The 23,154-nt window shown below is 40.7% G+C and carries 21 protein-coding genes and 3 pseudogenes; 15 read left to right on the top strand and 9 right to left on the bottom strand.

Annotation, left to right across the window (positions count from 1 at the left end):
* Positions 1 to 44: 44 nt before the first annotated feature.
* Genes E0409_RS04465 through E0409_RS04445 form a run of 5 tightly spaced genes read left to right on the top strand, consistent with a single transcriptional unit; the run spans position 45 to position 3,805 of the window.
* Positions 45 to 404, top strand: coding sequence for a type IV pilin protein (locus tag E0409_RS04465; protein ID WP_502699789.1), 360 nt, complete (start codon positions 45 to 47; stop codon positions 402 to 404).
* A complete protein-coding gene (locus E0409_RS04460) occupies positions 401 to 874 on the top strand; it encodes a GspH/FimT family pseudopilin (RefSeq protein ID WP_131288156.1) in 474 nt (157 codons plus the stop codon). The genes E0409_RS04465 and E0409_RS04460 overlap by 4 nt, the downstream gene beginning before the upstream one ends.
* A 3-nt stretch (positions 875 to 877) precedes the next feature.
* A complete protein-coding gene (locus E0409_RS04455; protein WP_131288153.1) occupies positions 878 to 1,381 on the top strand; it encodes a type IV pilus modification PilV family protein in 504 nt (167 codons plus the stop codon).
* A gap of 15 nt (positions 1,382 to 1,396) precedes the next feature.
* On the top strand, positions 1,397 to 2,521 hold the full coding sequence (locus tag E0409_RS04450) for a PilW family protein (RefSeq protein WP_131288150.1): 1,125 nt from the start codon (positions 1,397 to 1,399) through the stop codon (positions 2,519 to 2,521).
* An 18-nt stretch (positions 2,522 to 2,539) separates the two neighbouring features.
* Entirely contained in the window at positions 2,540 to 3,805 is a 1,266-nt protein-coding gene (locus tag E0409_RS04445; protein ID WP_213073357.1) for a pilus assembly PilX family protein, read from the top strand.
* A gap of 276 nt (positions 3,806 to 4,081) precedes the next feature.
* Here the strand turns inward: E0409_RS04445 and E0409_RS04440 are convergent, their stop codons facing one another.
* Together E0409_RS04440 and E0409_RS04435 are read right to left on the bottom strand one after the other, a co-directional pair.
* Positions 4,082 to 4,729 carry an HAD-IB family hydrolase gene (locus E0409_RS04440; RefSeq protein WP_131288147.1) on the bottom strand — a complete coding sequence of 216 codons (648 nt, stop codon included), beginning with the start codon at positions 4,727 to 4,729 and terminating at the stop codon, positions 4,082 to 4,084.
* Positions 4,696 to 5,904, bottom strand: a complete 1,209-nt coding sequence (locus tag E0409_RS04435; RefSeq protein ID WP_131288144.1) for a DUF1615 family protein — start codon at positions 5,902 to 5,904, stop codon at positions 4,696 to 4,698. Before E0409_RS04435 ends, E0409_RS04440 begins: the two co-directional genes overlap by 34 nt.
* A gap of 82 nt (positions 5,905 to 5,986) precedes the next feature.
* Here E0409_RS04435 and dusB point away from each other — a divergent pair, with 82 nt between their 5' ends.
* Positions 5,987 to 7,012, top strand: a complete 1,026-nt coding sequence (gene dusB / locus E0409_RS04430) for a tRNA dihydrouridine synthase DusB (RefSeq protein ID WP_131288140.1) — start codon at positions 5,987 to 5,989, stop codon at positions 7,010 to 7,012.
* Between the two features lie 272 nt (positions 7,013 to 7,284).
* Positions 7,285 to 7,859 (top strand): annotated as a pseudogene (locus E0409_RS04425) (glycine zipper domain-containing protein).
* Positions 7,860 to 7,922: 63 nt separating this feature from the next.
* Here the strand turns inward: E0409_RS04425 and E0409_RS04420 are convergent.
* Entirely contained in the window at positions 7,923 to 8,966 is a 1,044-nt protein-coding gene (locus tag E0409_RS04420) for an NAD(P)H-dependent flavin oxidoreductase (protein ID WP_131288134.1), read from the bottom strand.
* A 220-nt stretch (positions 8,967 to 9,186) separates the two neighbouring features.
* On the opposite strand from E0409_RS04420, the gene E0409_RS04415 reads away from it, so the two are divergent.
* Genes E0409_RS04415 through E0409_RS04405 form a run of 3 tightly spaced genes read left to right on the top strand, consistent with a single transcriptional unit; the run spans position 9,187 to position 11,796 of the window.
* Positions 9,187 to 10,446 carry a putative DNA modification/repair radical SAM protein gene (locus E0409_RS04415; RefSeq protein ID WP_131288131.1) on the top strand — a complete coding sequence of 420 codons (1,260 nt, stop codon included), beginning with the start codon at positions 9,187 to 9,189 and terminating at the stop codon, positions 10,444 to 10,446.
* Positions 10,446 to 11,225 carry a TIGR03915 family putative DNA repair protein gene (locus E0409_RS04410; RefSeq protein ID WP_131288128.1) on the top strand — a complete coding sequence of 260 codons (780 nt, stop codon included), beginning with the start codon at positions 10,446 to 10,448 and terminating at the stop codon, positions 11,223 to 11,225. Before E0409_RS04415 ends, E0409_RS04410 begins: the two co-directional genes overlap by 1 nt.
* Positions 11,226 to 11,277: 52 nt before the next feature.
* Complete coding sequence (locus E0409_RS04405) at positions 11,278 to 11,796, top strand: putative periplasmic lipoprotein (RefSeq protein ID WP_131288125.1); 519 nt, start codon at positions 11,278 to 11,280, stop codon at positions 11,794 to 11,796.
* Between the two features lie 64 nt (positions 11,797 to 11,860).
* Here the strand turns inward: E0409_RS04405 and E0409_RS04400 are convergent.
* From E0409_RS04400 to ahpF, 4 genes and pseudogenes are all read right to left on the bottom strand, one after another.
* Positions 11,861 to 12,076: pseudogene (locus E0409_RS04400) on the bottom strand (YeeE/YedE thiosulfate transporter family protein); the annotation flags it as partial.
* Positions 12,070 to 12,225, bottom strand: a pseudogene (locus E0409_RS16675) (VIT1/CCC1 transporter family protein); the annotation flags it as partial. The pseudogenes E0409_RS04400 and E0409_RS16675, both read right to left, overlap by 7 nt.
* A gap of 121 nt (positions 12,226 to 12,346) precedes the next feature.
* On the bottom strand, positions 12,347 to 12,691 hold the full coding sequence (locus tag E0409_RS04390; RefSeq protein WP_131288119.1) for a hypothetical protein: 345 nt from the start codon (positions 12,689 to 12,691) through the stop codon (positions 12,347 to 12,349).
* A 188-nt stretch (positions 12,692 to 12,879) separates the two neighbouring features.
* A complete protein-coding gene (gene ahpF, locus E0409_RS04385; RefSeq protein ID WP_131288116.1) occupies positions 12,880 to 14,445 on the bottom strand; it encodes an alkyl hydroperoxide reductase subunit F in 1,566 nt (521 codons plus the stop codon).
* A 263-nt stretch (positions 14,446 to 14,708) separates the two neighbouring features.
* On the opposite strand from ahpF, the gene E0409_RS04380 reads away from it, so the two are divergent.
* Both E0409_RS04380 and E0409_RS04375 read left to right on the top strand, forming a co-directional pair.
* Complete coding sequence (locus E0409_RS04380; protein ID WP_131288113.1) at positions 14,709 to 14,930, top strand: DUF1653 domain-containing protein; 222 nt, start codon at positions 14,709 to 14,711, stop codon at positions 14,928 to 14,930.
* A gap of 62 nt (positions 14,931 to 14,992) precedes the next feature.
* Positions 14,993 to 15,583, top strand: a complete 591-nt coding sequence (locus E0409_RS04375; protein WP_131288110.1) for an O-methyltransferase — start codon at positions 14,993 to 14,995, stop codon at positions 15,581 to 15,583.
* A gap of 48 nt (positions 15,584 to 15,631) precedes the next feature.
* On the opposite strand, the gene E0409_RS04370 is transcribed toward E0409_RS04375, so the two are convergent.
* The gene (locus tag E0409_RS04370) at positions 15,632 to 15,838 is read right to left on the bottom strand and encodes a KTSC domain-containing protein (RefSeq protein WP_086195511.1); all 207 of its coding nucleotides are present in this window, start codon (positions 15,836 to 15,838) and stop codon (positions 15,632 to 15,634) included.
* 375 nt (positions 15,839 to 16,213) lie between these two features.
* Entirely contained in the window at positions 16,214 to 16,777 is a 564-nt protein-coding gene (gene ahpC, locus E0409_RS04365; protein WP_086195510.1) for an alkyl hydroperoxide reductase subunit C, read from the bottom strand.
* A gap of 530 nt (positions 16,778 to 17,307) precedes the next feature.
* On the opposite strand from ahpC, the gene hrpA reads away from it, so the two are divergent.
* From hrpA to E0409_RS04350, 3 genes are read left to right on the top strand one after another with little or no spacing between them, the layout of a single operon-like run.
* Positions 17,308 to 21,189: an ATP-dependent RNA helicase HrpA gene (hrpA, locus tag E0409_RS04360; RefSeq protein ID WP_502699790.1), complete on the top strand. Its 3,882-nt coding sequence runs from the start codon at positions 17,308 to 17,310 to the stop codon at positions 21,187 to 21,189.
* 28 nt (positions 21,190 to 21,217) lie between these two features.
* Positions 21,218 to 22,327, top strand: a complete 1,110-nt coding sequence (locus E0409_RS04355; protein ID WP_131288104.1) for a beta-ketoacyl-ACP synthase III — start codon at positions 21,218 to 21,220, stop codon at positions 22,325 to 22,327.
* Positions 22,328 to 22,338: 11 nt separating this feature from the next.
* Entirely contained in the window at positions 22,339 to 23,097 is a 759-nt protein-coding gene (locus E0409_RS04350) for a lysophospholipid acyltransferase family protein (RefSeq protein WP_131288101.1), read from the top strand.
* The last annotated feature ends 57 nt before the right edge of the window (positions 23,098 to 23,154 follow it).

The raw sequence follows: 23,154 nt of genomic DNA, 5'->3' as shown, positions 1-23,154 counted from the left end.
ATACTCATCAATCTACGCAGGTCGGTTTCACACTTATCGAATTAATGGTCACTGTTGCAATTATTGCGATTTTAGCAGCGATAGCACTCCCAAGTTATACGAAATATATTGTGGCAAGTCATCGTACAGAAGCGCAAGCTGCAATGCTTAGTGTGGCACAATATTTAGAAAGTAAATATAATGCGAGTTTTAGTTATCCAGCGGAAGCGAATATTCCTGCAAGTCTAAAGAATCCTAGTAATGTGTCCACCTATTATACGATTTCAGTCAGTATTGCGAATGCCTCGCAGACTTATACCATTACAGCAACTCCAACCAGTGCACAAAATGATACATTGTGCGGCACGCTTACGCTAACAGAAGCTGGTGTGAAAACCCCCTCAACTTCAGGGTGCTGGAAATGAAACGACAAAGCGCATTTACCCTGATTGAATTGATCGTTACGATTGCGATTTTGGCGATCATCGCCACTTTGGCAGCACCAAATTTAAGTCAGATGCTCCACAATACTAAAGTTAATACAAGTAGTGGAGATATTTTGAGTTTTCTACAACAATCGCGAACAGAAGCGATTCGACTTGGTAAAACAGTGACTGTATGTGGGAGTTCTGACGGTTCAAGTTGTCTATCAGCAAACAAAACAAATTGGTCAACTGGTCTGATCGCTACGCATTCTGGTTCAACTACTCCTATTCAAAAATTGACTTTTGATAGTTCTCAACTTTCTGTTACTGGTCCTGAAATAATAACCTTTAACACCTTCGGATCAACAACTGCTGAATATGAAATAACAGTCACTATTCCAGATGCAAATACCTATTCTGTGTGTGTAGAAGTCATTGGTAGAGCGTTTAAAAGTAAATCGGGGTGCTAACTTATGCAAAAAATGAACTTACAACAAGGTTTTGCACTTTTGGAAGCATTAATTGCGATGTTTATTACCGCTGGTGTGCTATTGGGGCTTGGGGTGTTACACATAAAATCTGTGCAGCAGAGCGCGCTTACAACACAGCGCACGATCGCGACCATTCAAGCCAATGATCTGATTGACAGGATGTGGGCGAGTGTTTGTTCTTTAGATGACAGTACTACAGGACAACCTGCCTCAGGAAAAGTTGGTAATATTAAAACGCAATGGGAAAATCGTTGGAAAGTGACGGGGAATACAAGTGACTTTATTGGTGGGTTGACTACCGAGCAAATTGCTTTACATAACCGTATGAATGGCTGGTCTGGAAATCTTGAAATAGATGATGCAACCAAACGACGTTATAAAATAACGATTGAATGGGAAAATAAAAAAGCGAAATGGTATGAAGCTAACCCAGCAGATAAAGAAAGCTTTATCTATTATTTTTCAGTACCAAAATGTGAAGTTTAATTGGGGGAACATCGTATGAAAAGAAAAATAGCAAGTCAGCGATACTCTCAAGCGGGAGTTTCTCTGATTGAACTTATGGTGGGTTTGACGGTCGGTTTGATTATTACCGCAGGTGCATTCACAGTTTTATTTTCCAATCAGAAACTTATTCTTGAAAAAGATGTGATGGACCGTTCACAAGAAAATTTTCGCTTTGCTTCGACAACGATTACGCGATTAGTAAGACAAGCCACTTCATTTGGATTTCCTGCAAATAATAATGAGTTGGTTGTATATTTTGATAGTTCACAAAGGGATTGTTTAGGTGAGACAAATCATTCCTCTGTAAATACATTTAAGCTAAATACAGACAATGAACTTATTTGTGAACTTGTTTTGAATGATGGAACACCACAAACCGTTACGTTAGCAAAAAATGTCTCGGGATTAAAATTTGCTTATGGGATTCAAAATGGAACAGCTTATCAACCTTATTTTGCTAATGGTACAGCCAATACCGCTGTTAGTGATGTGTGGGGAACTGTAACGAGTGTACTATCTCAAATAAGTGTTTTTAGTGGTAGTGACAAGCAGCCTACTACTGATTTTATTTCGACTTCACATTATTTAGCAATGACAAAATTGGCTTCGACAGGGGGTACGAGTCTTGTCAATCCACCAAGTACTAATCCTCCCGTAGTCACGGATCCTGTAGAAAAAGATCCTGTAGAAAAAGATCCTGTAGAAAAAGATCCTGTAGAAAAAGATCCTGTAGAAAAAGATCCTGTAGAAAAAGATCCAGAACAGCCTCAAACACAATGTTTAAACACAATGTTGGATAACATTAATTTGAGTTTCTCTAATACTAGTAATAATGGTACATGGGGGATCGTCTTGGGTAAAAGCAGCAAGACTGATCCATTTAAAGCCAAAAAAGATAAGAGCATGACTGTGACTGTAAAAGCAGGTACTGATATTACAGGTTGGACAATAAGTCGAGATGGTGGTGCTGCCGCTGATCTAACATATACATCTATCCCTTACATACTTCCAAAATCTAGTGGTGTAGGAATGAACCTTACTATCCATTGTGATGCGAGTAAAACAAGTGTAACGAATGATGTAGATATTAGCAGTACAATTTATTTTATTAGTGAGTAAGTTTGGGGACATGATATAATGAAAAAACAACAAGGTTCGGTCCTTATTATTACCGTGGTAGTGTTATTTGCAGCGACCATGATAAGTCTCTACGCTATGCGTGGCACGATCATCCAAGACAAAATGACTGCAAATATAAACAATAAAGTCATTACGACAAATACTGCCGAAGATGGTGCGACACAATTTTTAAATTGGTTTGGTGGCCGTTTTAAAACAGGTGGGTCTGGATGGCCATCCTCAGAACAATCAACAGTATGGCAAGGTAAGATTACAGATAATTTGATGCCCTATACCAATCCTGAAAATGGAGTGGATGCAGACAATGTTCAAAATGGTCGATATTATTGGATAAATCCAAAGTCTACTATTGCTGGTTGTTCAACAGTAGAAACTAATCCATGTTGGGATAATGATAATCACCAAGTTACGGTACAAATTACTGGGAACTTAATCAAAGGCACTGGAAAGGATATTAAAGTCTTAGGTGAAAGTATTTATCAAGTAAAACTTGCTGCACCAAATGCTTTAAGGTTACCTGATTTACCTGCTGCGTTAACACTCGCAGGAAACGTGGCCTCTGGGAAATATGAGGCAAATAGTAATAACTTTGCGATTGATGGAAAAAATAAACTTGCAATAGCAACCATGAACTCTGATTCTAATGCTTCCGTAATAGAAGCAATTAAAGCTACTAATTCTGGTAATGGTAATGGTAATGGTAATGGTAATGGTGGCGGTAAAAATAAGGAATCAGATTATACTGGAGGAAGTGAATGCCCGAGTTCAGGAGCATGCGTTAAAAATGCGAATTTAGGACTTTGGGGGGATGCAAATGAAGTTATGAAATTGGTGAAATCGATCGTTCCTTCCTATCCTACCCCCCCATCTACTCCCATACCAAATGTTACTTATATTCAGGGGGATGTAAGTAAAATACCTGCTTGTACCGGTATAATAATTATTAAAGGTGATGTTACTGACGGTAAAACTGATTGTGGTGAAATTCGAGGAATTGTCCTCATATTAGGTGGTTTATATCATATACAGGGGGGAGGAAATACTGTTATTAATGGTGCGCTGTACGTAGCAAATATTGAAGCTGATGGTGCAGGATATAAATTTGGTGATACCCAATTTACAGTAAACGGAGGTGGTAACATGGAAATTAAGTACAATAGTGAATTGATGAATACTGGTACTGGTACTGGTACTGGACTAGGCTATACCTCTGGAATCTCTGTCCTATCTTGGAATGAAGTTAATCCCGAAAATATAGAATAATAAAAAAAGCCTGCATTTGCAGGCTTTTTATACTTTATATGATCTTAAGTTTATGTTGTGAAGTATCTTCAGAGAACTGCATCATGGCTTCTGTATCAGGTTCCACTGCGATAATATGCAGTGTATGTCAGTTAATCTATCAACTATTTTTGAAACGAGATGTTGAAATAAATCGTGGTTGCTTTCCGGTTCTTGCATTGTTAAGCGCGACTGTAAAATAAAATACTTTTAAACCCACAATAAATTGTGGGTTTTTTTTATGAAGCTTAAATAAAACTAAGCCAATTTTTTATGATTTAAAATGTTTGGCAGATCATCGGCTCCACCAACCATGTAGCCATGATCAGCAAGCGAGAGCATCTCTTGATCTTCATGACTATTACCATAGGCATAAATTACAGCATAATCAGTTAAATGATATTTTTCTAAAATTCTTTGTCTTTTCTGTTCCGAACTGCAATCAGGTGTGATGTATTGTCCCGTATAGACATCATTGACTTGTTCAGTATGGGTACAAATTAAATCAATATTTAATAACTCACAGACAGGCTTGAGATAGACATCGACCGATGCCGAAACCAATACAACATCATCGCCTAAGGCTTGATGTTGTTTAAGCTGCTTAAGCAAAGGCTGATTTAATTGATTTATTAAATTTGCTGCATATTCCTGTGCCATTTGTTGCAGTTCTAAGGCATTGGCATTACTAAACATGGCACGAAACAATTTGGAACGCATGGCTGGTGCAGAATAGACATTCAAATAATAAGCTTGAATCCAGGGCAGAATTTTTATGCCTTGTTTGACAATATGACGTTTAGATAAGGCGTAAAAGATAAACCCTGTAAAACTGTCCTTTTTACACAGGGTTCCATCAAAATCAAAGAGCGCTAAATTTTTATTCTTTTTGCCCGTTGCATACATGATTGATATCTTCCGTTTACGCGTGTTGCAAACCAGTTGGTATTATAATCACGACTCAGTTTAGGACCAGAAATGACTACTTCAGGCATGATAGCATAAATTGGATCTTTGCCTGTTTTCTCTTGGTAGAGCTTGGTTACAGCACGATAAGTTGCTGTATCTTCGAAATCTTTCTCTTTTTCTTTTTTTAGGTCAGAACGGATTTGTCGTGGTGTAACCAGAATATTGTTGGCTGCAAATACACTGATCAGTTCGCGTTCGGACTGACTGGCTGCTGAACGGACTGAGCCATCTTTCGTGTAAAGTAACAAATCACCATCCAGGTCAAGCTCTGTTGCCGTCAAGTCATTGAGCATGCTTTGAAAAGCTGCGTTGCGACTTGAATACATGCCAGAGTTATAATCCGCAAAACGATAAATCGCTTTATCATAATCGGCAGGGTACATCATCAAGCGGTGGATACCGTAATACAAGCCACCATATTGACTATATAAATCAGTACGTAATTCGGCCATGTTACCACCTTGACGTTTATGTTCTTTGGCATAGCCAATATGAACCTGCATGGAACCTAAAGTGGTAATCGGATTTAATTTTTCGCCCATGTCTTGACCGACCAGTTTGGCCGCACCAGTTAAGGCACTGACATGATAATGTTTTGACATATAGTCAAAAATTTCACGATAGAGTTCATCTAATTCACGCTCGGTTTTCACGCGACGCATTTGACTTAAATAATTATTTTCAGGGGTGGGCTGATTTTTCAGAACCTGCTCAAAATAACCGGCCATGGTTCCGCCCAGAGTATCGCCCAATTTATCTTTAAATTTTTCATCCAGCCGATCTTGAACTTCTTTCACCGCTTTTTCACCTAAACCGGGAACTTGCGGGTCAGCAACGAAGTTGGATTCCTGATCTACCACAGCCACAATACTGCAAATATTTTCTTTGGTTTGAGGAATACCGAGCTGATCGGTAATGTCGTAAATGTCTTTGGCCCAAGAACTACGTTCATTAACACGGGGTGGAATAAGACGCTTGACTTGATCTTCTTTTAAGGTGGGTTCATTGTTTTTTGACCACCATGAGTTATCGCCACAGGCCATCAGGCTCAAAGACAAAGCCAGAATACTCAAAGATTTAAACCGAGATGAAGTAAAAAGAGTTTTTTTCATAATGATGAAAACATGTTCCAAAAGGATGAGCCCATACAGCAGATGCAGTATACTATGCCGGTCGAAAAAGTGATGAATTTATATGTATATTGGTCCATATCAACTGTCAAATAATTTAATTGTTGCTCCCATGGCAGGTGTTACGGATCGTCCTTTCCGGACGTTGTGTAAATATTTTGGTGCAGGCCATGCCGTCAGTGAAATGATGACTTCGGACCAGACCTTACGCATGAGCAAGAAAAGTCTGTACCGTGCCAATTTTGACGGCGAACTGGCGCCTATCTCTGCGCAGATTGCCGGTTCTGAACCATGCGAGCTGGCAGAAGCGGCACGCTATCAGGTGGCGAATGGTGCACAAATTGTTGATATCAATATGGGATGCCCGGCCAAAAAAGTCTGTAATAAATTAGCAGGTTCTGCATTATTAAAAGATGAAGATCTCGTGGCACGAATTTTAGATACGGTGGTTGCGGCAGTAGATGTTCCTGTGACTTTAAAAACCCGTTTAGGATATCTAAATGGGCATGAAAATATCCTGCGGGTTGCCAAGCGTGCTGAAGAAGCCGGGATTGCTGCATTGGCACTGCATGGCCGTACCCGTGAAGATATGTACTTGAATACAGCACGTTATTCTTTGATTAAAGAAGTCAAACAAATGCTGAATATTCCCGTGATTGCTAATGGGGATATCGACAGTCCTGAAAAGGCTAAATATGTGCTCGATTATACGGGGGCGGATGCAGTGATGATTGGACGTGCAGCACAAGGTCGTCCCTGGATTTTTCGTGAAATCTCTCATTATTTAGCCACAGGCCAGCATTTAGCTGCACCGAATATTCAAGAAGTGAAAGATGTATTGTTAGGACATTTGTCTGAGTTGTATGATTTCTATGGCGAATACTCAGGTTGCCGTATTTCTCGTAAACATATTGCCTGGTATACCAAAGGTTTACGTTCAAGCAATGAATTCCGCCAAAATATGTATAAGGTTGAAAGCACGGCCGAGCAGTTTAATGTCGTAGAAGATTATTTTAACCAGCTTCTTGCTCAAGGTGAAATTATGAGTGACGTACAGGTGGAGCAGGTGAATTTGCTCGAAACCAGATAATTTTTATTGCTCCATTTTAAATAGATTACTGCTCTTTATTGCAAAGAATTTCAGCAAAAAAAGAGTAGTAACTTTTTCTTTATCAAAACTTTTTTTCGTAATTTGTATAAAACAATATTCAAAGAATTACATTCTACAACATCTCATCACCCATTCAGGACACTTATAAGACATAGCTTATTCAGAAGTGCTTTATGCTGAATTTTTCTACAGCTTAAATAAGCTGCTTGTCTAAACATTTTGTATATAGATAGGATAGAAGGAGAAAGCGAATGGTCAATATAAATCGTCCTATGACGGAAGCTGATCTTACTCATCCAAATAAACGTCCAGAAGAACCAAGAACAGATGTGCACGCTGATCCTATTAACGATAAGGGAAGTAATCGGGTTCCTGACATGAATGAAGCAAATGATCACCCTGTGGGTACAAGTATTGGTACAGTGGGTGGTGTAGCAGCTGGTGCTGCCCTTGGATCTGCAGTTGGTCCTGCAGGTGCGGTAGTTGGCGGTATTGTCGGGGGCATTGTTGGTGGAATTGAGGGTAATGACATCGTAGAAACAGCGAACCCGGAAGAGGAAGATGCCTATTGGCTCGAACAGCACCGTGATAGACCTTATTTCCATGAAAGCCTGAATACCTATGGGGCTTAGATTATGAGCGCGATTACCGGAGTGCTTATCAGGTCGGATATGGCAGCCGATTTCAATACTACAGTAATGTCGAGTTTGAGCATGTTGAGCCGGACTTAAGAAGCAAATGGGAAACTACCAAGGATCAGTCCCGTCTCAGCTGGGAAGAAGCCAAATATGCAGCTAAAGATGCATGGCTTCGTGCTCCATGCTAGATGAATGTTGAACAAAAAACCTCTCAACTGAGAGGTTTTTTATCGAATATATACGCCAGTAAATTAGGCTTGACTAATTTCCAAAACCAGCTGATTAATTAAATCCGCAGCTTCCATCTCCCGAATTTGGGCGACATTGGTTCCCGCCCAAAATGCTCCAAAACCATGGTCACCTTGTGCAGCGGCTGCGGCATGCAGTTGTTTACCCAAGTCATAGCAATAGGGGTAAGTGGCAACTGGAGGACGTTCAGGTCGATCGATTTGGGTATGCCAGTGGTTAATTAGACCGCGAGCAGGTCGTCCCGAAATGCTTGCAGTCATTTGGGTAATCGGTTTGCTAAACAGGGCTTGTCGATAGGCCGTGTTGACATTGGAACTTTTGCACTGTACGAAAGCGGTGCCCAATTGAACAGCTTCGGCACCTAACTGGATTAGGAGCTGAGCCTGGGTGCCATTCATGATTCCGCCCGCAGCTACAACAGGCTTGCTACAGTACTGTTTTAACAATTGTACCAGATCAGAAGTTTTGACTGAGCTGTCAAATGTTTCATTAAAAATGCCACGGTGCCCACCGGCTTCAATGCCTTGCGCAATAATGATATCAATCCCAGCCGCTTCAATCTGCAGTGCTTCAGCCAGATTAGTCGCTGAAACCATCGTCAGGATACCGGCCTGTTTTAAGGCCTGAATTTGATGAGGATGCGGAATGCCGAAGTGAAAACTTACTGCCTGAGGTCGAGTTTCTAAAACCAGATTTAAATAGTCATCGTTATCGAGAAAGCTGGGATAGATACATTTTAATTCTGTCGGCGGAGTTGCATGATACTTCTGAAATTGAGGGGATAAATATTTAATCCACTGATCTGCTATATTTTTGTCGAGCGAGGCGCTTTGATGACAGAAGAAATTGACCTGAAATGGTTTATGCGTAAGTGCTTGCGTTTCTAAAATTTGTTGACGTGCTGCCGCAACTGTACTGGCACCCAAACCCAATGAACCCAAACCGCCTTGATTGGAAACCTCAGCTGCCAGTTGGGGAGTAGAAACACCTGCCATCGGTGCAAGGAAAATAGGATGTTTAATTTCAAGTTGTTCTAATAAAGTCATATTTGGCTCCTATGCATCTCATCACTTTGCCCAAGCCCTATAAATTAAGCAAATAATATTCGTTATTTTTTTATGAAATAAAAAGTTTTTTACACCTAAAAATAAATGAAAATGCAGTGATAAATAAAGCGTCAAACCATGTCGCATAAAAGACCGCTGCCCATGTAGTTTGAGTTGAAAATTTTATAATACAGATTTATCTTTTTAGCGCTGTTTATCCATGTCTGATCGTATCCGTGAAAAACTGCAAATTTTAGCCGATGCTGCCAAATATGATGTCTCCTGTTCCTCAAGTGGCAGTAACCGAAAAAACAAAGACAAAGGGCTAGGGAATACCGGCTCCGGTATTTGTCATAGCTATACCGAAGATGGTCGCTGTGTATCTTTGCTTAAAATTCTGTTTTCCAATGTGTGTATTTATGATTGTGCTTACTGCGTGTCACGTCGCTCCAATGATGTAAAACGGGCAGCTTTTACCGTTCAGGAAGTAGTAGATTTAACCATGAACTTCTATCGCCGGAATTATATTGAAGGTTTGTTTTTAAGTTTAGGGATTTTTAAATCGGCAGATTACACCATGGAGCGGATGCTGCAAGTGGTGAAAAAATTACGTCTGGAAGAAAATTTTAACGGTTATATTCATTTAAAAACCATTCCTGGAGCATCGCAGGAAATCATTACTGAAGCGGGGCTGTATGTTGACCGGATGAGTATTAATTTAGAAATGCCGACTGAGGCAGGCTTGCAGAAATTCGCCCCCGAGAAAACCCATGCCGAAGTTCAAAAAGACTTGGGTATTGTGCGTGACCGTTTAATCCAGTTTAAAGATGAACGTAAGCTGATTCGCTCAGTTCCTAAATTTGTTCCGGCAGGGCAAACCACGCAAATGGTGGTGGGAGCATATAGCGAAAGTGATCAGGATATTATTTTGATGGCAGACCGGCATTACAAAGAGTTTAAACTGAAACGGGTGTATTACTCGGGTTATATTCCAATTAATGAACAGGAAAAAGCCTTGCCTGCGATTGGTTCAGCACCCCCCTTATTAAGAGAAAATAGGCTTTATCAAAGTGACTGGTTGATGCGTTTTTATGGTTTTGAGGCGACAGAACTGGTCGATGAAAAACACCCGAATTTGGAGCTGGATGTTGATCCCAAGCTGGGATGGGCATTAAGGCATCCTGAACAATTTCCAGTGGATCTGAACCGGGCGGATTACCGCATGATTTTACGTGTTCCGGGTATTGGTGTGCGCTCAGCGAAAAAAATTGTCCAGGCGCGTTGCTTTGGCAAAATTTATATCGATCAACTGAAGCGTATGGGCGTTGCATATAACCGTGCGCAGCATTTTATCCGCTGTGCCGATACGCCAAAATTTATTAAGGAGCAGTTGCCAGGCCAGATTCGAAGTCAGATTTTTCAGTCGGGACAGTCCAAATATGTGCAGCAGTTATCGCCACAATTGGGTTTTGGTTTTTAATGGCAACTTACTGTTTTGATAGCAGCATGACTGGTCTGTTGAGCTGCGTGTTTCGTGCCTTTCAATTTAAAGAGTTTCGGGTGCAGGTGACGAGCAATCCACATGCGCAAAAGGGTTTGTTTGATGATTTTATACAGGTCGCATCGAATGAAGAGCATGCACAGCGGGTCTGGCGGGGATTGAAGAAAAAAACATCGGGCCAGAGTCAGCGTAATTTTTACTATACTTTTCTATCTGAAAATCAAACTGCTTATCAACATCTGTTTAACTATTGCCTCTATGTTTTTCAAACTCGCTACAAGGTCGATGAAAACTATGGGCATGCTGATGTGCTGGCTTTATCGCAATGGGCAAAGCAGGTTGGTCGTGAAAAGCATCGTATGGAAGCCTTTGTACGCTTCAAGAAATGTCAGGACGGTCTGTTTTTAAGTCTGGTTCGGCCTGATTTTAATGTATTGCCGCTGATTGAACGGCATTTTAGGGCACGTTATCAAGATCAACGCTGGCTGATTTATGACGAAAAGCGTAAATATGGCATTTATTATGATTTGCAACAGCTGCATCAAATTGAAATGGATGCTCATCAGGTCGATGCCACATTCGCGAGTGGTTATAGTCAGGCGTTTACTGTAGAACTGGATGAACAGGAATTACTGTATGACCAGCTGTGGAAAGATTATTTCCGCAGTGTCAATATTCAGGTTCGGCAAAATATGAAACTGCATATTCAGTATGTGCCGAAGCGTTACTGGCGTTATATGAATGAAAAATCAATATAGCTGCATATTTCAGGCATACTATTGCAAGATTTAGTGATGAGGACAATTTATAATGAAGCCGTTCGTTTTGGCGACTTTAATTTTAAGCGTAGTACTTTCAGCATGTTCATCTTCCGAACAGCAAAAAATCCAGATTGATCCTCAAAAATATAAGGTGCAGGATGCAGCCAGATTGCAGCAGCGCTTTGAAAGCTTAAATCAACAATTATCTAAAGATTATCAGGCTTTTAAAAAAAGCAACAATATTGCCTTTTCAGACCAGTCGCTACTTGATGTGAATCAATTACAGACTTTAAATCTGCATGCCGTGAGCAGCACTTCCTTAAAACCGGTCAAACAGGCATATTGTCAAATGATGAATGGCTATTTTGCCGAAATGTATCAGTTGGGTCATCAAAATCTGAATATCATTGGACAGGTGAAATTCCCCCATGCGCAGGGTGAAAACTTAAGCAAAAAATTTGCGGATGCAGACCAGTTTTATGATTTTATTTTAAACCATTATACCTCATACCGTCAGGCTCAAGAGATTATGGGTTTTGGCTGTAATTTAAAAGCGGCGCTGCATTAATTAAAAATAGGATAAACAAAAAAGCCCATTCAGTGATGGGCTTTTTATAGGCTGAAATTCGGATTTAACAACCAGTTAATTTTCCAGGTTGTGGTCGTTTGTCCGGGAAGAAAACTGGACGAAGTTTGATGCCAATACTGTTACCCAGTAAGGCAAAGATCAACCATAACCAGCCATGCAAACTCCTTGAAGCAATCCTGCTGAAGTAAGCACCAGATATACAGTCATATGTGAGACGAACACCGTATCCGAGCAGTAATTCTCCAACTAGCGCAGCAATAAAGTATGTAGATATACACTACTGATAGCCATACCCATAATTAAGCTGGTCACGGAAATAATTCCGTCATTTGCTCCTAATACTACAGTACGTAATAATCTACCTGTTCTTTGAACATAATATTTTTCATGAAGATATGAATATGGTATGTGAACATGCTTTGAATCATTATTTCTTGCAACTATCATCGAAGTAATGTGCATAAAAAAGTCAGATTTTTCAATAAAAAAGCTCCTTTTTAAAGGAGCTTTTTTATTTCAACCATTCACATTATTGTTGAGCTTTTTCTCGAACATTTGAAGCACCTTCTTCCACAGCACCGGCAGTTTTTGCAGTAGCTTCTTTCGCTGCATTTTTAATATCTTTTGCTGCGGCTTCAGTTTTAGCAGCAGCTTCATCACCTGCTGCCTCAATTTTAGAGGTAGCTTCATTAGCAGCAGCTTGAGTTTTCGCTTCAGCTTCCTTTGTGGCATCAGAAATATCATGACCTGCTTGATTGGCTGCATTTTCAAGATGTTCGCCAGTAGTTGCACCTGTTTCTGGTGCTTCTTGTTTATTACAACCCACCAGGGCAACGCTAGCAGCAAGACCTAAAGCAATAAGCAATTTATTCATTTTCATTTCCTTTTAATTGTGGCACCCACCTAAATAGGGGTATTTTGAATATAGCTAAAAAAATGCACAAATTATGAGCTAAAATTGTTAATTAAATGTAATTATTTTTTATGAAAAAATGAGGGAAAAAAAAGGCTTATACCACATTGTGATATAAGCCAGATCAAACTATTTATGCTGAATATAGATTACTGTCCCGAACGGATAATGTAATCAAAGGCAGATAGCGATGCCTTGGCACCTTCACCTGTAGCAATGATGATTTGCTTGTACGGTACGGTAGTACAGTCACCGGCAGCAAACACACCCTTCACGTTGGTTTCGTTGCGCTCGTTAATCACGATCTCGCCACGATTGGTCAGTTCAACAGCGGTTTCTTTCAGGAAATCGGTGTTTGGCAACAAACCGATCTGTACAAAAATTCCCGCCAGTTCAATCGTATGTTCCTCATCCGTTGCACGGTCCTTGTATTTCAGTGCAGTGACCTGTGAACCGTCACCGACTACTTCAGTCGACAGCGCATTCTTGATCACGGTGGTATTTGGCAAGCTGTTGAGCTTGTCTTGTAAGACCTGATCGGCACGCAGTTTGGTGTCAAATTCCACCAAAGTTACATGCTCGACAATCCCGGCTAGGTCAATCGCCGCTTCCACACCCGAGTTACCTCCACCAATCACCGCAACGCGTTTGCCCTTGAACAGTGGACCATCACAGTGCGGACAGTATGCTACACCACGGGTTTTGTATTCCTGCTCACCCGGAACGTTCATCTCTCTCCAGCGTGCACCAGTCGATAGAATGATGGTTTTCGATTCTAACTTCGCGCCATTTTCCAAAGTGACTTCAACTAGGCCATTCGCCGTTTCATCTGCACCTTTAATGTTAGCAACACGTTGCAGGTTCATGATGTCCACACCATACTCACGTACATGCGCTTCCATTTCGGCGGCAAATTTCGGACCCTGGGTTTTCTGTACGGAAGTGAAGTTTTCAATGTCCATGGTATCCATGACCTGACCGCCCATGCGCTCCGCCACGATTCCGGTTTTAATGCCTTTACGCGCCGCATAAATCGCTGCGGTGTTGCCGGCAGGGCCGCCACCAATCACCAGTACATCAAACGCGTCTTTGGCATTTAACTTGGCGGCGTCTTTGGCTGCAGAATTGCTGTCCAGTTTGGCAATGATCTCTTCCAGGGTCATACGGCCCTGACCGATGTGGGCGTTGTCCTGGAACACCATTGGTACCGCCATGATCTTGCGCTGTTCCACTTCATCCTGGAAGAAAGCACCGTCAATCATGGTGGCCGTGGTGCCCGGGTTATAGATCGCAATTAAGTTTAGGGCTTGAACCACATCAGGACAATTATGGCAGCTTAACGATACAAAGACATCGAAGTCCGCTTTAAGGTCAAGACCTTTAATGCTTGCAAGCACTTCATCTGACACTTTTGGGGCATAACCTGACACTTGTAACAAGGCCAGAATCAGGGAAGTAAATTCATGTCCCATCGGCAAGCCGGCAAAGAAGACACGCGGTTCTTCACCTTGTTTTGCCACCCCAAAGCTTGGGGCACGTTTATTTGTACCGTCGAAGCGTGCAGTGACTAAATCAGATAAGGCTGCAACTTCAGTCACCAGTTCTTTAATCTTGTCAGATTTATCTGAACCATCTAGAGTTGCGACCAGTTCAATCGGGCTTTCCAGACGTTCCAAGAGTGTTTTAAGTTGTGCTGAAGTATTTTGGTCTAACATGGCTAACGTCTCCAAGGGAGTAAATGCTGATTTAATAAAGCTATAGTAGGCTAAATATTTAAATAGGTAAAACATTTCATTTTTATAAAAACAATCGGTTTAATAGATTGATGGGTTTTTTACAAAAATACTGTCTTAAGTAAATGCTGATTTAGTGTGAATATTCAAGTATTAAGTTGAAATTAGAGCATTTTTAATAAATTGCTGCATATTTCTGGGTAATTTTGATTATGATGACCCTATGTTTTAACAAGGTTATAAAAATGCAATTCAAAGTCGGGATTTATCAACACTATAAAGGCAAGTTATATCAGGTCTTTCATGTTGCTACGCATAGTGAAACAGCTGAGAAACTGGTGGTATATCAATGTTTGTATGGCGATTATTCAATGTGGGTACGTCCCCTGGAAATGTTTCAGGAAATGGTCACACTCGATAATGGTACAGTTGTTCCACGATTTAAATTAATTCAAGCAACTTCATGAACTAGATTAACGACATCAATAAACGCTAGACTCAACAGAATAACAAGACAGGAATAGCTGTGATGAGCATGAGTGAAATATTCCAGAAGCGAATGCAGGAGTTGCATCAAAGTTTTATTAAATTTGATGCCTTACAAAAAGACCGTATTCAACGTTATCGAAATATAGAACCGGATTCTGCATTATTTTTAGCCATGCAAGTGCGCATCCAACAATCTAAAAATATTTTGGAGATTGGCACTTCAACAGGTTATTCGACTTTATGGCTGGCGAATGCAGCACAGACTTCACAAGGTCATGTCACTACTTTGGAAATTGATCCGGCACGTACCCAGCAAGCTCAGCAATATGCCAATGAACTACAATTGAGTGAAGTGATTGATTTTTGGGTAGGGGATGCACAAAGTTTTCTTGAAAAGGCCGAACAGCAATATGACTTTATTTTGTTAGATGCTGAACGGGATGCCTATATGGATTACTGGCAGTATTTGCCGCATATGCTGCATCCTAAAAATGGCGTCATATTTGTCGACAATGTCATATCACATGCAGCAGAAGTTCAGCAATTTATTGCACTGGTGAAAAGTGATGAACGTTTTATGAGTATGACTTTATCGATTGGCTCAGGTCTGTTGATGCTTTGCTATAAATAAATTTGTATGAATAAAAATATCTGTGAATCAGGGCAGAGCCCTGATCATTCAAGCCATGGAAATGCGAGTAAAATGTAAGTCATATTCTAAATATTTATGTACAAAAGCAGCCTTGTCATGACATCGGAGCATGTTGTTATAAATAAATTCCGGAACTGGATGGTACAGTTCTGCTGAACCATTGTTATAAAAAATTTTAAGATAACGTGATGAAGAACTGTAAGTATAGGAAGTTACAGTAAGTATTGATCCCATAAGCACTCCTTTTTTATATTATGTTTCACAGATTTTGTCTGTCATTTGACGTGAAGCTATAGAGGTTATGCGCTGTAGAGCAGCCTTGTAAAACATTCGTCACAAACCTGTATAAGACTTACATTACAATAAAAAGTGACAAAATATAATAGAAATAAATATATTAAATTGATGAATTATAGATAGATATATTTTGTATTGAAGAATAGGGCTGTACGCTATTCAGCTTTTTATTGTTGAAGTAAAAAATATAAATTCTGTTATGTTGACAATTATAGGAAATACTAAAGATATTTGAAAACAGTGTTTTATTCAAAATGTATAAAACCACGCAAAAGAGCGTGGTTTTTTACATCAGTTCAATCTAAATAGAGATTAGATTTTACCTACTAGGTCGATTGAAGGAGCTAGAGTAGCGTCGCCTTCTTTCCATTTAGCTGGGCAAACTTCACCTGGGTGAGCATGAACGTATTGAGCTGCTTTAACTTTACGAAGAAGTTCTTGAGCATCACGGCCAACACCACCAGCGTTGATTTCAACGATTTGGATTTTGCCTTCTGGATCGATAACGAAAGTACCACGGTCAGCAAGACCGGCAGCTTCGATTAATACGTCGAAGTTTTTAGCAAGTGTCCAGTTCGCATCACCCACCATTACGTATTCGATTTTTTTGATTTCTTCAGAAGAATCGTGCCAAGCTTTGTGAGTGAAGTGAGTGTCAGTAGAAACTGAATAGATTTCAACGCCTAATTTTTTGAATTCAGCGTAGTTGTCTGCAAGGTCACCCAATTCAGTTGGGCAAACAAAAGTGAAGTCAGCTGGATAGAAGAATACTACAGACCATTTGCCTTTAAGATCAGCTTCAGTTACTTCGATAAATTGACCATTTTGGAATGCAGTTGCTTTAAATGGTTTAACTTCTGTATTAATTAAGCTCATCATTGTCTCCATGATTGAGGTTTGTAATTGATTTCCAAAAGGATAGCGAATTTTTTCTTATTGCTGAAACAGTATTTTTACATTATTGAAATCGGAAAAACCGAATTAACTAATATAAAGTCTACAATTCCACCAAATCTGATTCTTTCATCTATTCAGCTACATAAAAAAGATGACTGAATGACAAAATATCAGTTTTTCAGCTTGCCTAAGAAGATGAAGGTTCAGGGACTAAAATTCAAGGGTAAATTTTTTTTAAATTAAATTTCTTTTTGAAGCTCGAATCATTTTTAGGCTGAATAATGGTGATAACAAGAAGTATGTGAACATTATTAAAGAATATAAACAGCCGATTTAGCTTTACTAGTAATCTATTTTCCATGCTTTTGAATATTCTTTACCTCAAACGCCATGAATAAATATTTGCCTGTCTTTCTCTCTGCGACGTTACAGCGTAAAATATTCAGTTCAATTTTTTGTTTTGGGATAAATTATCTGTGTTAAGTCATTTAAATGTAGATCAATGGGTCATGGCACGTGACCGTCATCGTTTAAATCGACTACGCAAAGGTAAAGATGCGAACGAAAAACAGTATCAGGAATTATTAGAAAAATCGAATTACAAAGTGCGTGAGCGCTTGTCCCGTGTCCCGAACATTAAACTCAATCAAGACCTACCTGTTACCCAATATAAAGACAAGCTGATTGAAGCGATTCAACAGCATCAAGTGATTATTGTGGCCGGTGAAACCGGTTCGGGTAAAACTACCCAGTTACCGCAAATTGCCATGCTGGCCGGACGTGGTTTAACCGGCATGATTGGTCATACCCAACCGCGTCGACTGGCTGCACGTAGCGTATCGCAGCGTATTGCTGAAGAAGTCGGTGAAAAGCTGGGTGAGTCCATCGGTTTTAAAATTCGTTTTAATGAACAAGGTTCGCAAGATTCTATTGTCCGTTTAATGACGGATGGTATTTTGCTGGCTGAATTGGCAAATGACCGGTACTTAACTAAATACGATACGATTATTATTGATGAAGCGCATGAACGTTCACTCAATATTGACTTTATCATGGGCTATCTCAAACAGCTTTTGCCCAAGCGTCGTGATTTAAAAGTCATCATTACTTCAGCCACTTTAGATGTAAACCGTTTTAGCAGTTACTTTTTTGATGCCCCAGTTTTTGAAGTTGAAGGACGCAGTTTCCCGGTAGAACTTCGTTATCGTCCGATTTCAGAAATGACCATTGGTGGCAGTGATGACGATGAATTTGATGACTTTGAAGAAAACCTGCCGCGTGCAGTGGTTCAGGCGGTCAATGAGTGTTTTCAGGATGCTCAGGAAAAAGGTCATCCCGAACATGCCGACATTCTGATTTTTGCCAGTACCGAACAAGAAATTCGCGAATTGCAAGAAACCCTGCAAAAGCATGGTCCACGGCATACCGAAATTTTACCTTTATATGCACGCTTGGCTTTAGTGGAACAGCAAAAGATTTTTAATCCGGGTGGCAGTGGGCGACGCATTATCATTGCTACCAACGTGGCTGAAACTGCCTTAACTGTGCCAAATATCCGCTATGTAATTGACAGCGGTTTTGCCCGTATTTCACGTTACAGTTACCGTTCACGGGTACAGCGTTTGCCAATTGAAGCCGTGTCGCAAGCGGCAGCCAATCAGCGTAAAGGACGTTGTGGCCGTATTGCACCGGGTGTTTGTATTCGATTGTATTCTGAAGAAGATTTCCAGAGTCGTCCTGAATTTACCGAACCAGAAATCAAGCGTACCAATTTAGCCTCTGTAATTTTGCAGATGCAAAGCCTGAATCTGGGCGAATTGGAAAGTTTCGACTTTATTGAACCGCCAGATCATCGTTTGGTGAATGATGGTCGCAAGCTGCTGATTGAACTTGGGGCGATGAATGAGAAAAGAGAAAATCCTCCTCTTGCAGAGAAAAACTCCTCATCCTTTAATAAAGCAGGACTTCAAAGCAGTGGATTAACTAAAATTGGTCAGCAAATGGCGAAGATGCCGATTGACCCACGTTTGGCTCGCATGATTTTGGGTGGCGCGCATTTTGGTGTGCTCAATGAAGTGCTGATTATTGTGGCTGCGCTTGCAGTACAAGACCCGCGTGAACGTCCGGCAGATAAACAAACCCAAGCCGACCAGAAACATGCTTTATTCAAAGAAGCAGATTCTGACTTTCTGTTCTACATCAAGTTATGGGAAACCTTGCAAAATAATCGTGCGTCGATGAATGAAAACAAACGTCGAAACTTTGCACGGCAGCACTTTTTAAGCTGGTTACGTTTGCGTGAATGGAAAAAAACCCATGAACAGTTGACGGAATTGGCGCAAGGTTTAAAGCTGTCTTTTAATGATAAAAAAGCCAGTTATGAAAACCTGCACCGCGCTTTACTGACCGGTTTGCTTTCGTTTATTGCCAACAAGACCGATGAGCGTAATGTGTTTATGGCAGTACGCCAACAAAAAGCACGGATTTTCCCGGCTTCGACTTTGCATAAGACCAATACGCCGTGGGTGATGGCTTTTGAGATGGTGGAAACCTCTCAGGTGTATTTACGTACGCTAGCTAAAATTGAACCTGAATGGATTCTGCTTGCAGCGCGTGATTTGCTGAAACATCACTATTTTGAGCCACATTGGTCGAAGAAAGCCGGCATCGTCAATTGTTATGACCAGATTTCATTGTTTGGTTTAATTATTGAACCGAAACGTTTGATGGATTATGAAAAAGTTGATCAGCCTGCGGCACATGAAATCTTCCTGCGTGACGCTTTAACCACAGGTCATTTGGGCATTACACCGCCGTTCTTAAAGCATAATTTGCTCAAGCTTGAAGAAGTGGAGCGGGTAGAAGATAAGCTGCGTCGCCGTGATTTGGTGGTCGATGAAGAAACCATTTATCAGTTCTATGCATCAAAAGTTCCTGAAGAAGTGGCGAGTCGTCGAACATTTGAAGACTGGCGTGCCACAGTTGAACCGCAAAATCCGCGTTATTTATTCGTCGATGATGATGCATTGTGGATGAATGACCGTCCTACGACACAGCAATTCCCAGACTATCTACACAATGGTTCATTACGTTTGGCAGCGAGCTACCGTTTTGACCCAAGTCATGATGAAGATGGTGCAACGGTTAAAATTCCGGTGCAAGCATTGCCGCAGGTCGATGAAAATGTCTGGTCATGGGGCATACCCGGCTGGCGTCAGGATTTGATTGAAGCCTTATTGAAATCCTTGCCTAAAGACAAACGTCGTAATCTGGTTCCGATTCCGGATACTGCACGTAAGTTGATTTCCCGGATCGATGCAGTCAATTTACGCGAACATATCTTTGCTTTCTTGGCTTTCCAGTTACGTGGTGAACAAATCACTGCAAAAGATTTTTCTTTTGAACGTGTAGAGCAGTATTTGTTGCCGTTCATTAAAGTGATTGATGAGAAAGGTCGTGTGCTTGAACAAGGCCGTGATTTGGCGGAACTGAAAGCCCGTTGCCGTACCGAAACGCATAGTCCGGTGAAGCAGCTCAAGGGTGAGTTTAAAACTTTCCCTGACAATTTTACATTTGAAGCCTCGCAAAAAGTGACAGGGGTAATTGTTAAGCAATATCAAGCCTTGGTACCGACCAAAGCATTTGCAGATCTGGATGCCAAAGATGAATCGGGTGTAGTGATTCAAACCTTTAATGATCAGGCTGAAGCCATAAAACAGCATCGTGAAGGGGTGATTCGACTGGTTTATATGCAGTTGGGTGATCTGGTTCGACAACTGAAAAAACAGATTTCAAAACCGCTGGCTTTGGCTTATTCACCGCTGGGTGACAAAGCTAAACTGGAGCAGATGTTAGTTTATGCCACACTGCGGATGACAATAAAGGAGCTTCCTGTCAATGCTGAAGAGTTTCAAAACTTGATATTAAATGTAAAAAAATCTTTCCTAACGCATGGGCAAGTGGCATTATCTGTACTCGGTGATATTTATATCCAATGGCAGGATATTCGTCGGAAATTATTGGTTTTAGACGACTCCCTGTTTGGAAAAAATATCGATGACATTGAAGATCAGCTTGATCTGATGAATCTTTCCGACTTTGTGTATGTGAAATCTTCGGACATCTGGCAGGAATTCCCGCGTTATTTAAAGGCATTGGTGCTGCGTCTGGAACGCTTGCCAAATAACCTGCAAAGGGATAATTCTGCTATTGATCAAGTTGACCCATGGATGGAAAAAGTATTTAAGTTTAAAAATGACGCTCGTCTGAAAGAACTGTACTTCATGATTGAGGAATTTCGCATTTCTTTGTTTTCACAGCCAATGAAAACAAAGATGCCAGTTTCTCCAACCAGATTGCAAAAAGTATGGAATCAATTGGGCATCAGTTAACATAGCGCGAAATTAGCAGGAGTTTTACATGGGCATTCGTATTACCGGTACTGGCCTTTATCATCCAGAAGAAGCCATTAGCAATGAAGAATTAGTGGCAAGTTTAAATGCTTATGTGGAACAGTTTAACCACGACAATGCTGATAAAATCGCTGCTGGTGAAATTGAAGCGCTTCGCGGTTCAGATGCAGAATTCATTGAAAAGGCATCCGGTGTTAAAAGTCGTTACGTTGCTGAAAAATCAGGTGTGCTCGATCCTAAACGTCTTTATCCACGTTTACGTGAACGCAGCAATGATGAACTTTCCATTCAAGCGGAATGGGGTGTTACAGCGGCCAAACAGGCGATGGAAAATGCCGGTGTGACTGCAGCAGATATTGATGTGGTCATTCTGTCATGTTCGAACATCCAGCGTGCTTATCCAGCAGTTTCAATCGAAATTCAAACCGCTTTGGGCATTCAAGGTTATGCCTATGACATGAACGTTGCCTGTTCTGCTGCAACCTTTGGTTTAAAGCAAGCGGCTGATGCGATTAAATGTGGTGCACGCCGTGTATTGTTGGTAAATGTTGAAATTACTTCGGGTCATACCGATTTCCGTTCACGTGACTGTCACTTTATTTTCGGTGATGTTGCAACAGCATCAATTATTGAAGATACCACCACTAAAACCGGTTTTGACATTGTAGATACGCATTTATTTACTCAATTCTCAAACAACATTCGCAACAACTTCGGTTACTTGAACCGTAGTGAAGATGCGGTTGTAGATGACAAACTGTTCCGTCAAGACGGTCGTAAAGTCTTTAAAGAAGTTTGTCCGCTGGTTGCGAAAATCATTACCAAGCAACTTGAGAAAAATGAAATTGCACCGACGGATGTAAAACGTTTCTGGTTGCACCAAGCCAACGCCAGCATGAATGACCTGATCTTGAAATATGTAGTCGGTAAAGATGCTGACCGCGCGCTTGTGCCAATTATTTTGGATGAGTTTGCCAATACGTCTTCTGCAGGTGTGATCATTGCTTTACACCGTACAGCACATGAAGTGAATGATGGCGAGTACGGTGTACTTTGCTCATTCGGTGCAGGTTATTCAGTCGGTTCGATTCTTGTACAAAAACACGTTGTTGCATAAGGAACAATGCATTGCAGGTTGAGCATGATGCAAAATGGATTAAACGTTTAAGTACGTTATCCAAACTGTATTTCACGCCAACCTTTTTAGGTGCGGAATATATTGATGCATCCAAACCTGCAATGTATGTAGGTAATCATACTCTGTATGGTGTGCTCGACTCACCAATGCTCATTGATTACCTCTATAACCAACATAAAGTGGCTGTGGTCAGTATTGCTGATCATGGCCATTTTTATTTACCGTTTTGGCGGACTGTGTTTAAAAAATTCGGTGCGGTCGATGGCGAGAAAGAATATATCCGTGCCGCTATGCAGCAAGGTTATTCAATCCTGGTCTTTCCGGGTGGCGGTCGAGAAGTCTTAAAAAGAAAAGGCGAGGCTTATCGGTTGATTTGGAAGGAGCGTTACGGTTTTTTAAAACTGGCGCAGGAATTTAACTACGACATCGTTCCATTTGCAGCTTTGGGTGGTGATGAAGTCTTTGAACTCGGTTTTGATGCAAACCTGATTATTGAAAGTAAATGGTTTCAAAAACTGCTCAAGGTTCCACAACTGGATAAATTACTCCGGCATGGTGACGTGATTCCATCCTTGCCTAAAAATATTATCCCGAAACGTGTGCCCTTTTATTTTCAGTTTATGCCACGACAAAATTTAATGCATATTGAAAATGCGGAACAATTAAAAGATTTCCGTGATCAGATTCAGCAACAAATTTATGCAGGATTAGAACATTTAAAACAACAACGTGAAGTTAAGAAAGTTTGAGTAGCCTTGGGTAATATTTTATTTCTAGAGTTTTTATAATGGATGATCAAATAATTA

The sequence above is a fragment of the Acinetobacter sp. ANC 4862 genome (assembly GCF_004336635.1).
Taxonomy (GTDB): domain Bacteria; phylum Pseudomonadota; class Gammaproteobacteria; order Pseudomonadales; family Moraxellaceae; genus Acinetobacter.
Note: the sequence above shows the minus strand (reverse complement) of the source record. Positions and strands in the feature narration are given on the sequence as shown.

Bases quoted from the DNA above. Each gene is read 5' to 3' on its own strand.
- ahpC (WP_086195510.1), bottom strand. From the start codon at position 16,777: ATGAGCTTAATTAATACAGAAGTTAAACCATTTAAAGCAACTGCATTC.
- E0409_RS04440 (WP_131288147.1), bottom strand. From the start codon at position 4,729: ATGTATGCAACGGGCAAAAAGAATAAAAATTTAGCGCTCTTTGATTTT.
- E0409_RS04445 (WP_213073357.1), top strand. From the start codon at position 2,540: ATGAAAAAACAACAAGGTTCGGTCCTTATTATTACCGTGGTAGTGTTA.
- E0409_RS04435 (WP_131288144.1), bottom strand. From the start codon at position 5,904: ATGAAAAAAACTCTTTTTACTTCATCTCGGTTTAAATCTTTGAGTATT.
- E0409_RS04410 (WP_131288128.1), top strand. From the start codon at position 10,446: ATGGCAACTTACTGTTTTGATAGCAGCATGACTGGTCTGTTGAGCTGC.
- E0409_RS04405 (WP_131288125.1), top strand. From the start codon at position 11,278: ATGAAGCCGTTCGTTTTGGCGACTTTAATTTTAAGCGTAGTACTTTCA.
- E0409_RS04415 (WP_131288131.1), top strand. From the start codon at position 9,187: ATGTCTGATCGTATCCGTGAAAAACTGCAAATTTTAGCCGATGCTGCC.
- E0409_RS04375 (WP_131288110.1), top strand. From the start codon at position 14,993: ATGAGCATGAGTGAAATATTCCAGAAGCGAATGCAGGAGTTGCATCAA.
- E0409_RS04450 (WP_131288150.1), top strand. From the start codon at position 1,397: ATGAAAAGAAAAATAGCAAGTCAGCGATACTCTCAAGCGGGAGTTTCT.
- E0409_RS04455 (WP_131288153.1), top strand. From the start codon at position 878: ATGCAAAAAATGAACTTACAACAAGGTTTTGCACTTTTGGAAGCATTA.
- E0409_RS04460 (WP_131288156.1), top strand. From the start codon at position 401: ATGAAACGACAAAGCGCATTTACCCTGATTGAATTGATCGTTACGATT.
- E0409_RS04370 (WP_086195511.1), bottom strand. From the start codon at position 15,838: ATGGGATCAATACTTACTGTAACTTCCTATACTTACAGTTCTTCATCA.
- hrpA (WP_502699790.1), top strand. From the start codon at position 17,308: ATGGCACGTGACCGTCATCGTTTAAATCGACTACGCAAAGGTAAAGAT.
- E0409_RS04465 (WP_502699789.1), top strand. From the start codon at position 45: ATGGTCACTGTTGCAATTATTGCGATTTTAGCAGCGATAGCACTCCCA.
- ahpF (WP_131288116.1), bottom strand. From the start codon at position 14,445: ATGTTAGACCAAAATACTTCAGCACAACTTAAAACACTCTTGGAACGT.
- E0409_RS04420 (WP_131288134.1), bottom strand. From the start codon at position 8,966: ATGACTTTATTAGAACAACTTGAAATTAAACATCCTATTTTCCTTGCA.
- E0409_RS04355 (WP_131288104.1), top strand. From the start codon at position 21,218: ATGGGCATTCGTATTACCGGTACTGGCCTTTATCATCCAGAAGAAGCC.
- E0409_RS04390 (WP_131288119.1), bottom strand. From the start codon at position 12,691: ATGAATAAATTGCTTATTGCTTTAGGTCTTGCTGCTAGCGTTGCCCTG.
- E0409_RS04380 (WP_131288113.1), top strand. From the start codon at position 14,709: ATGCAATTCAAAGTCGGGATTTATCAACACTATAAAGGCAAGTTATAT.
- dusB (WP_131288140.1), top strand. From the start codon at position 5,987: ATGTATATTGGTCCATATCAACTGTCAAATAATTTAATTGTTGCTCCC.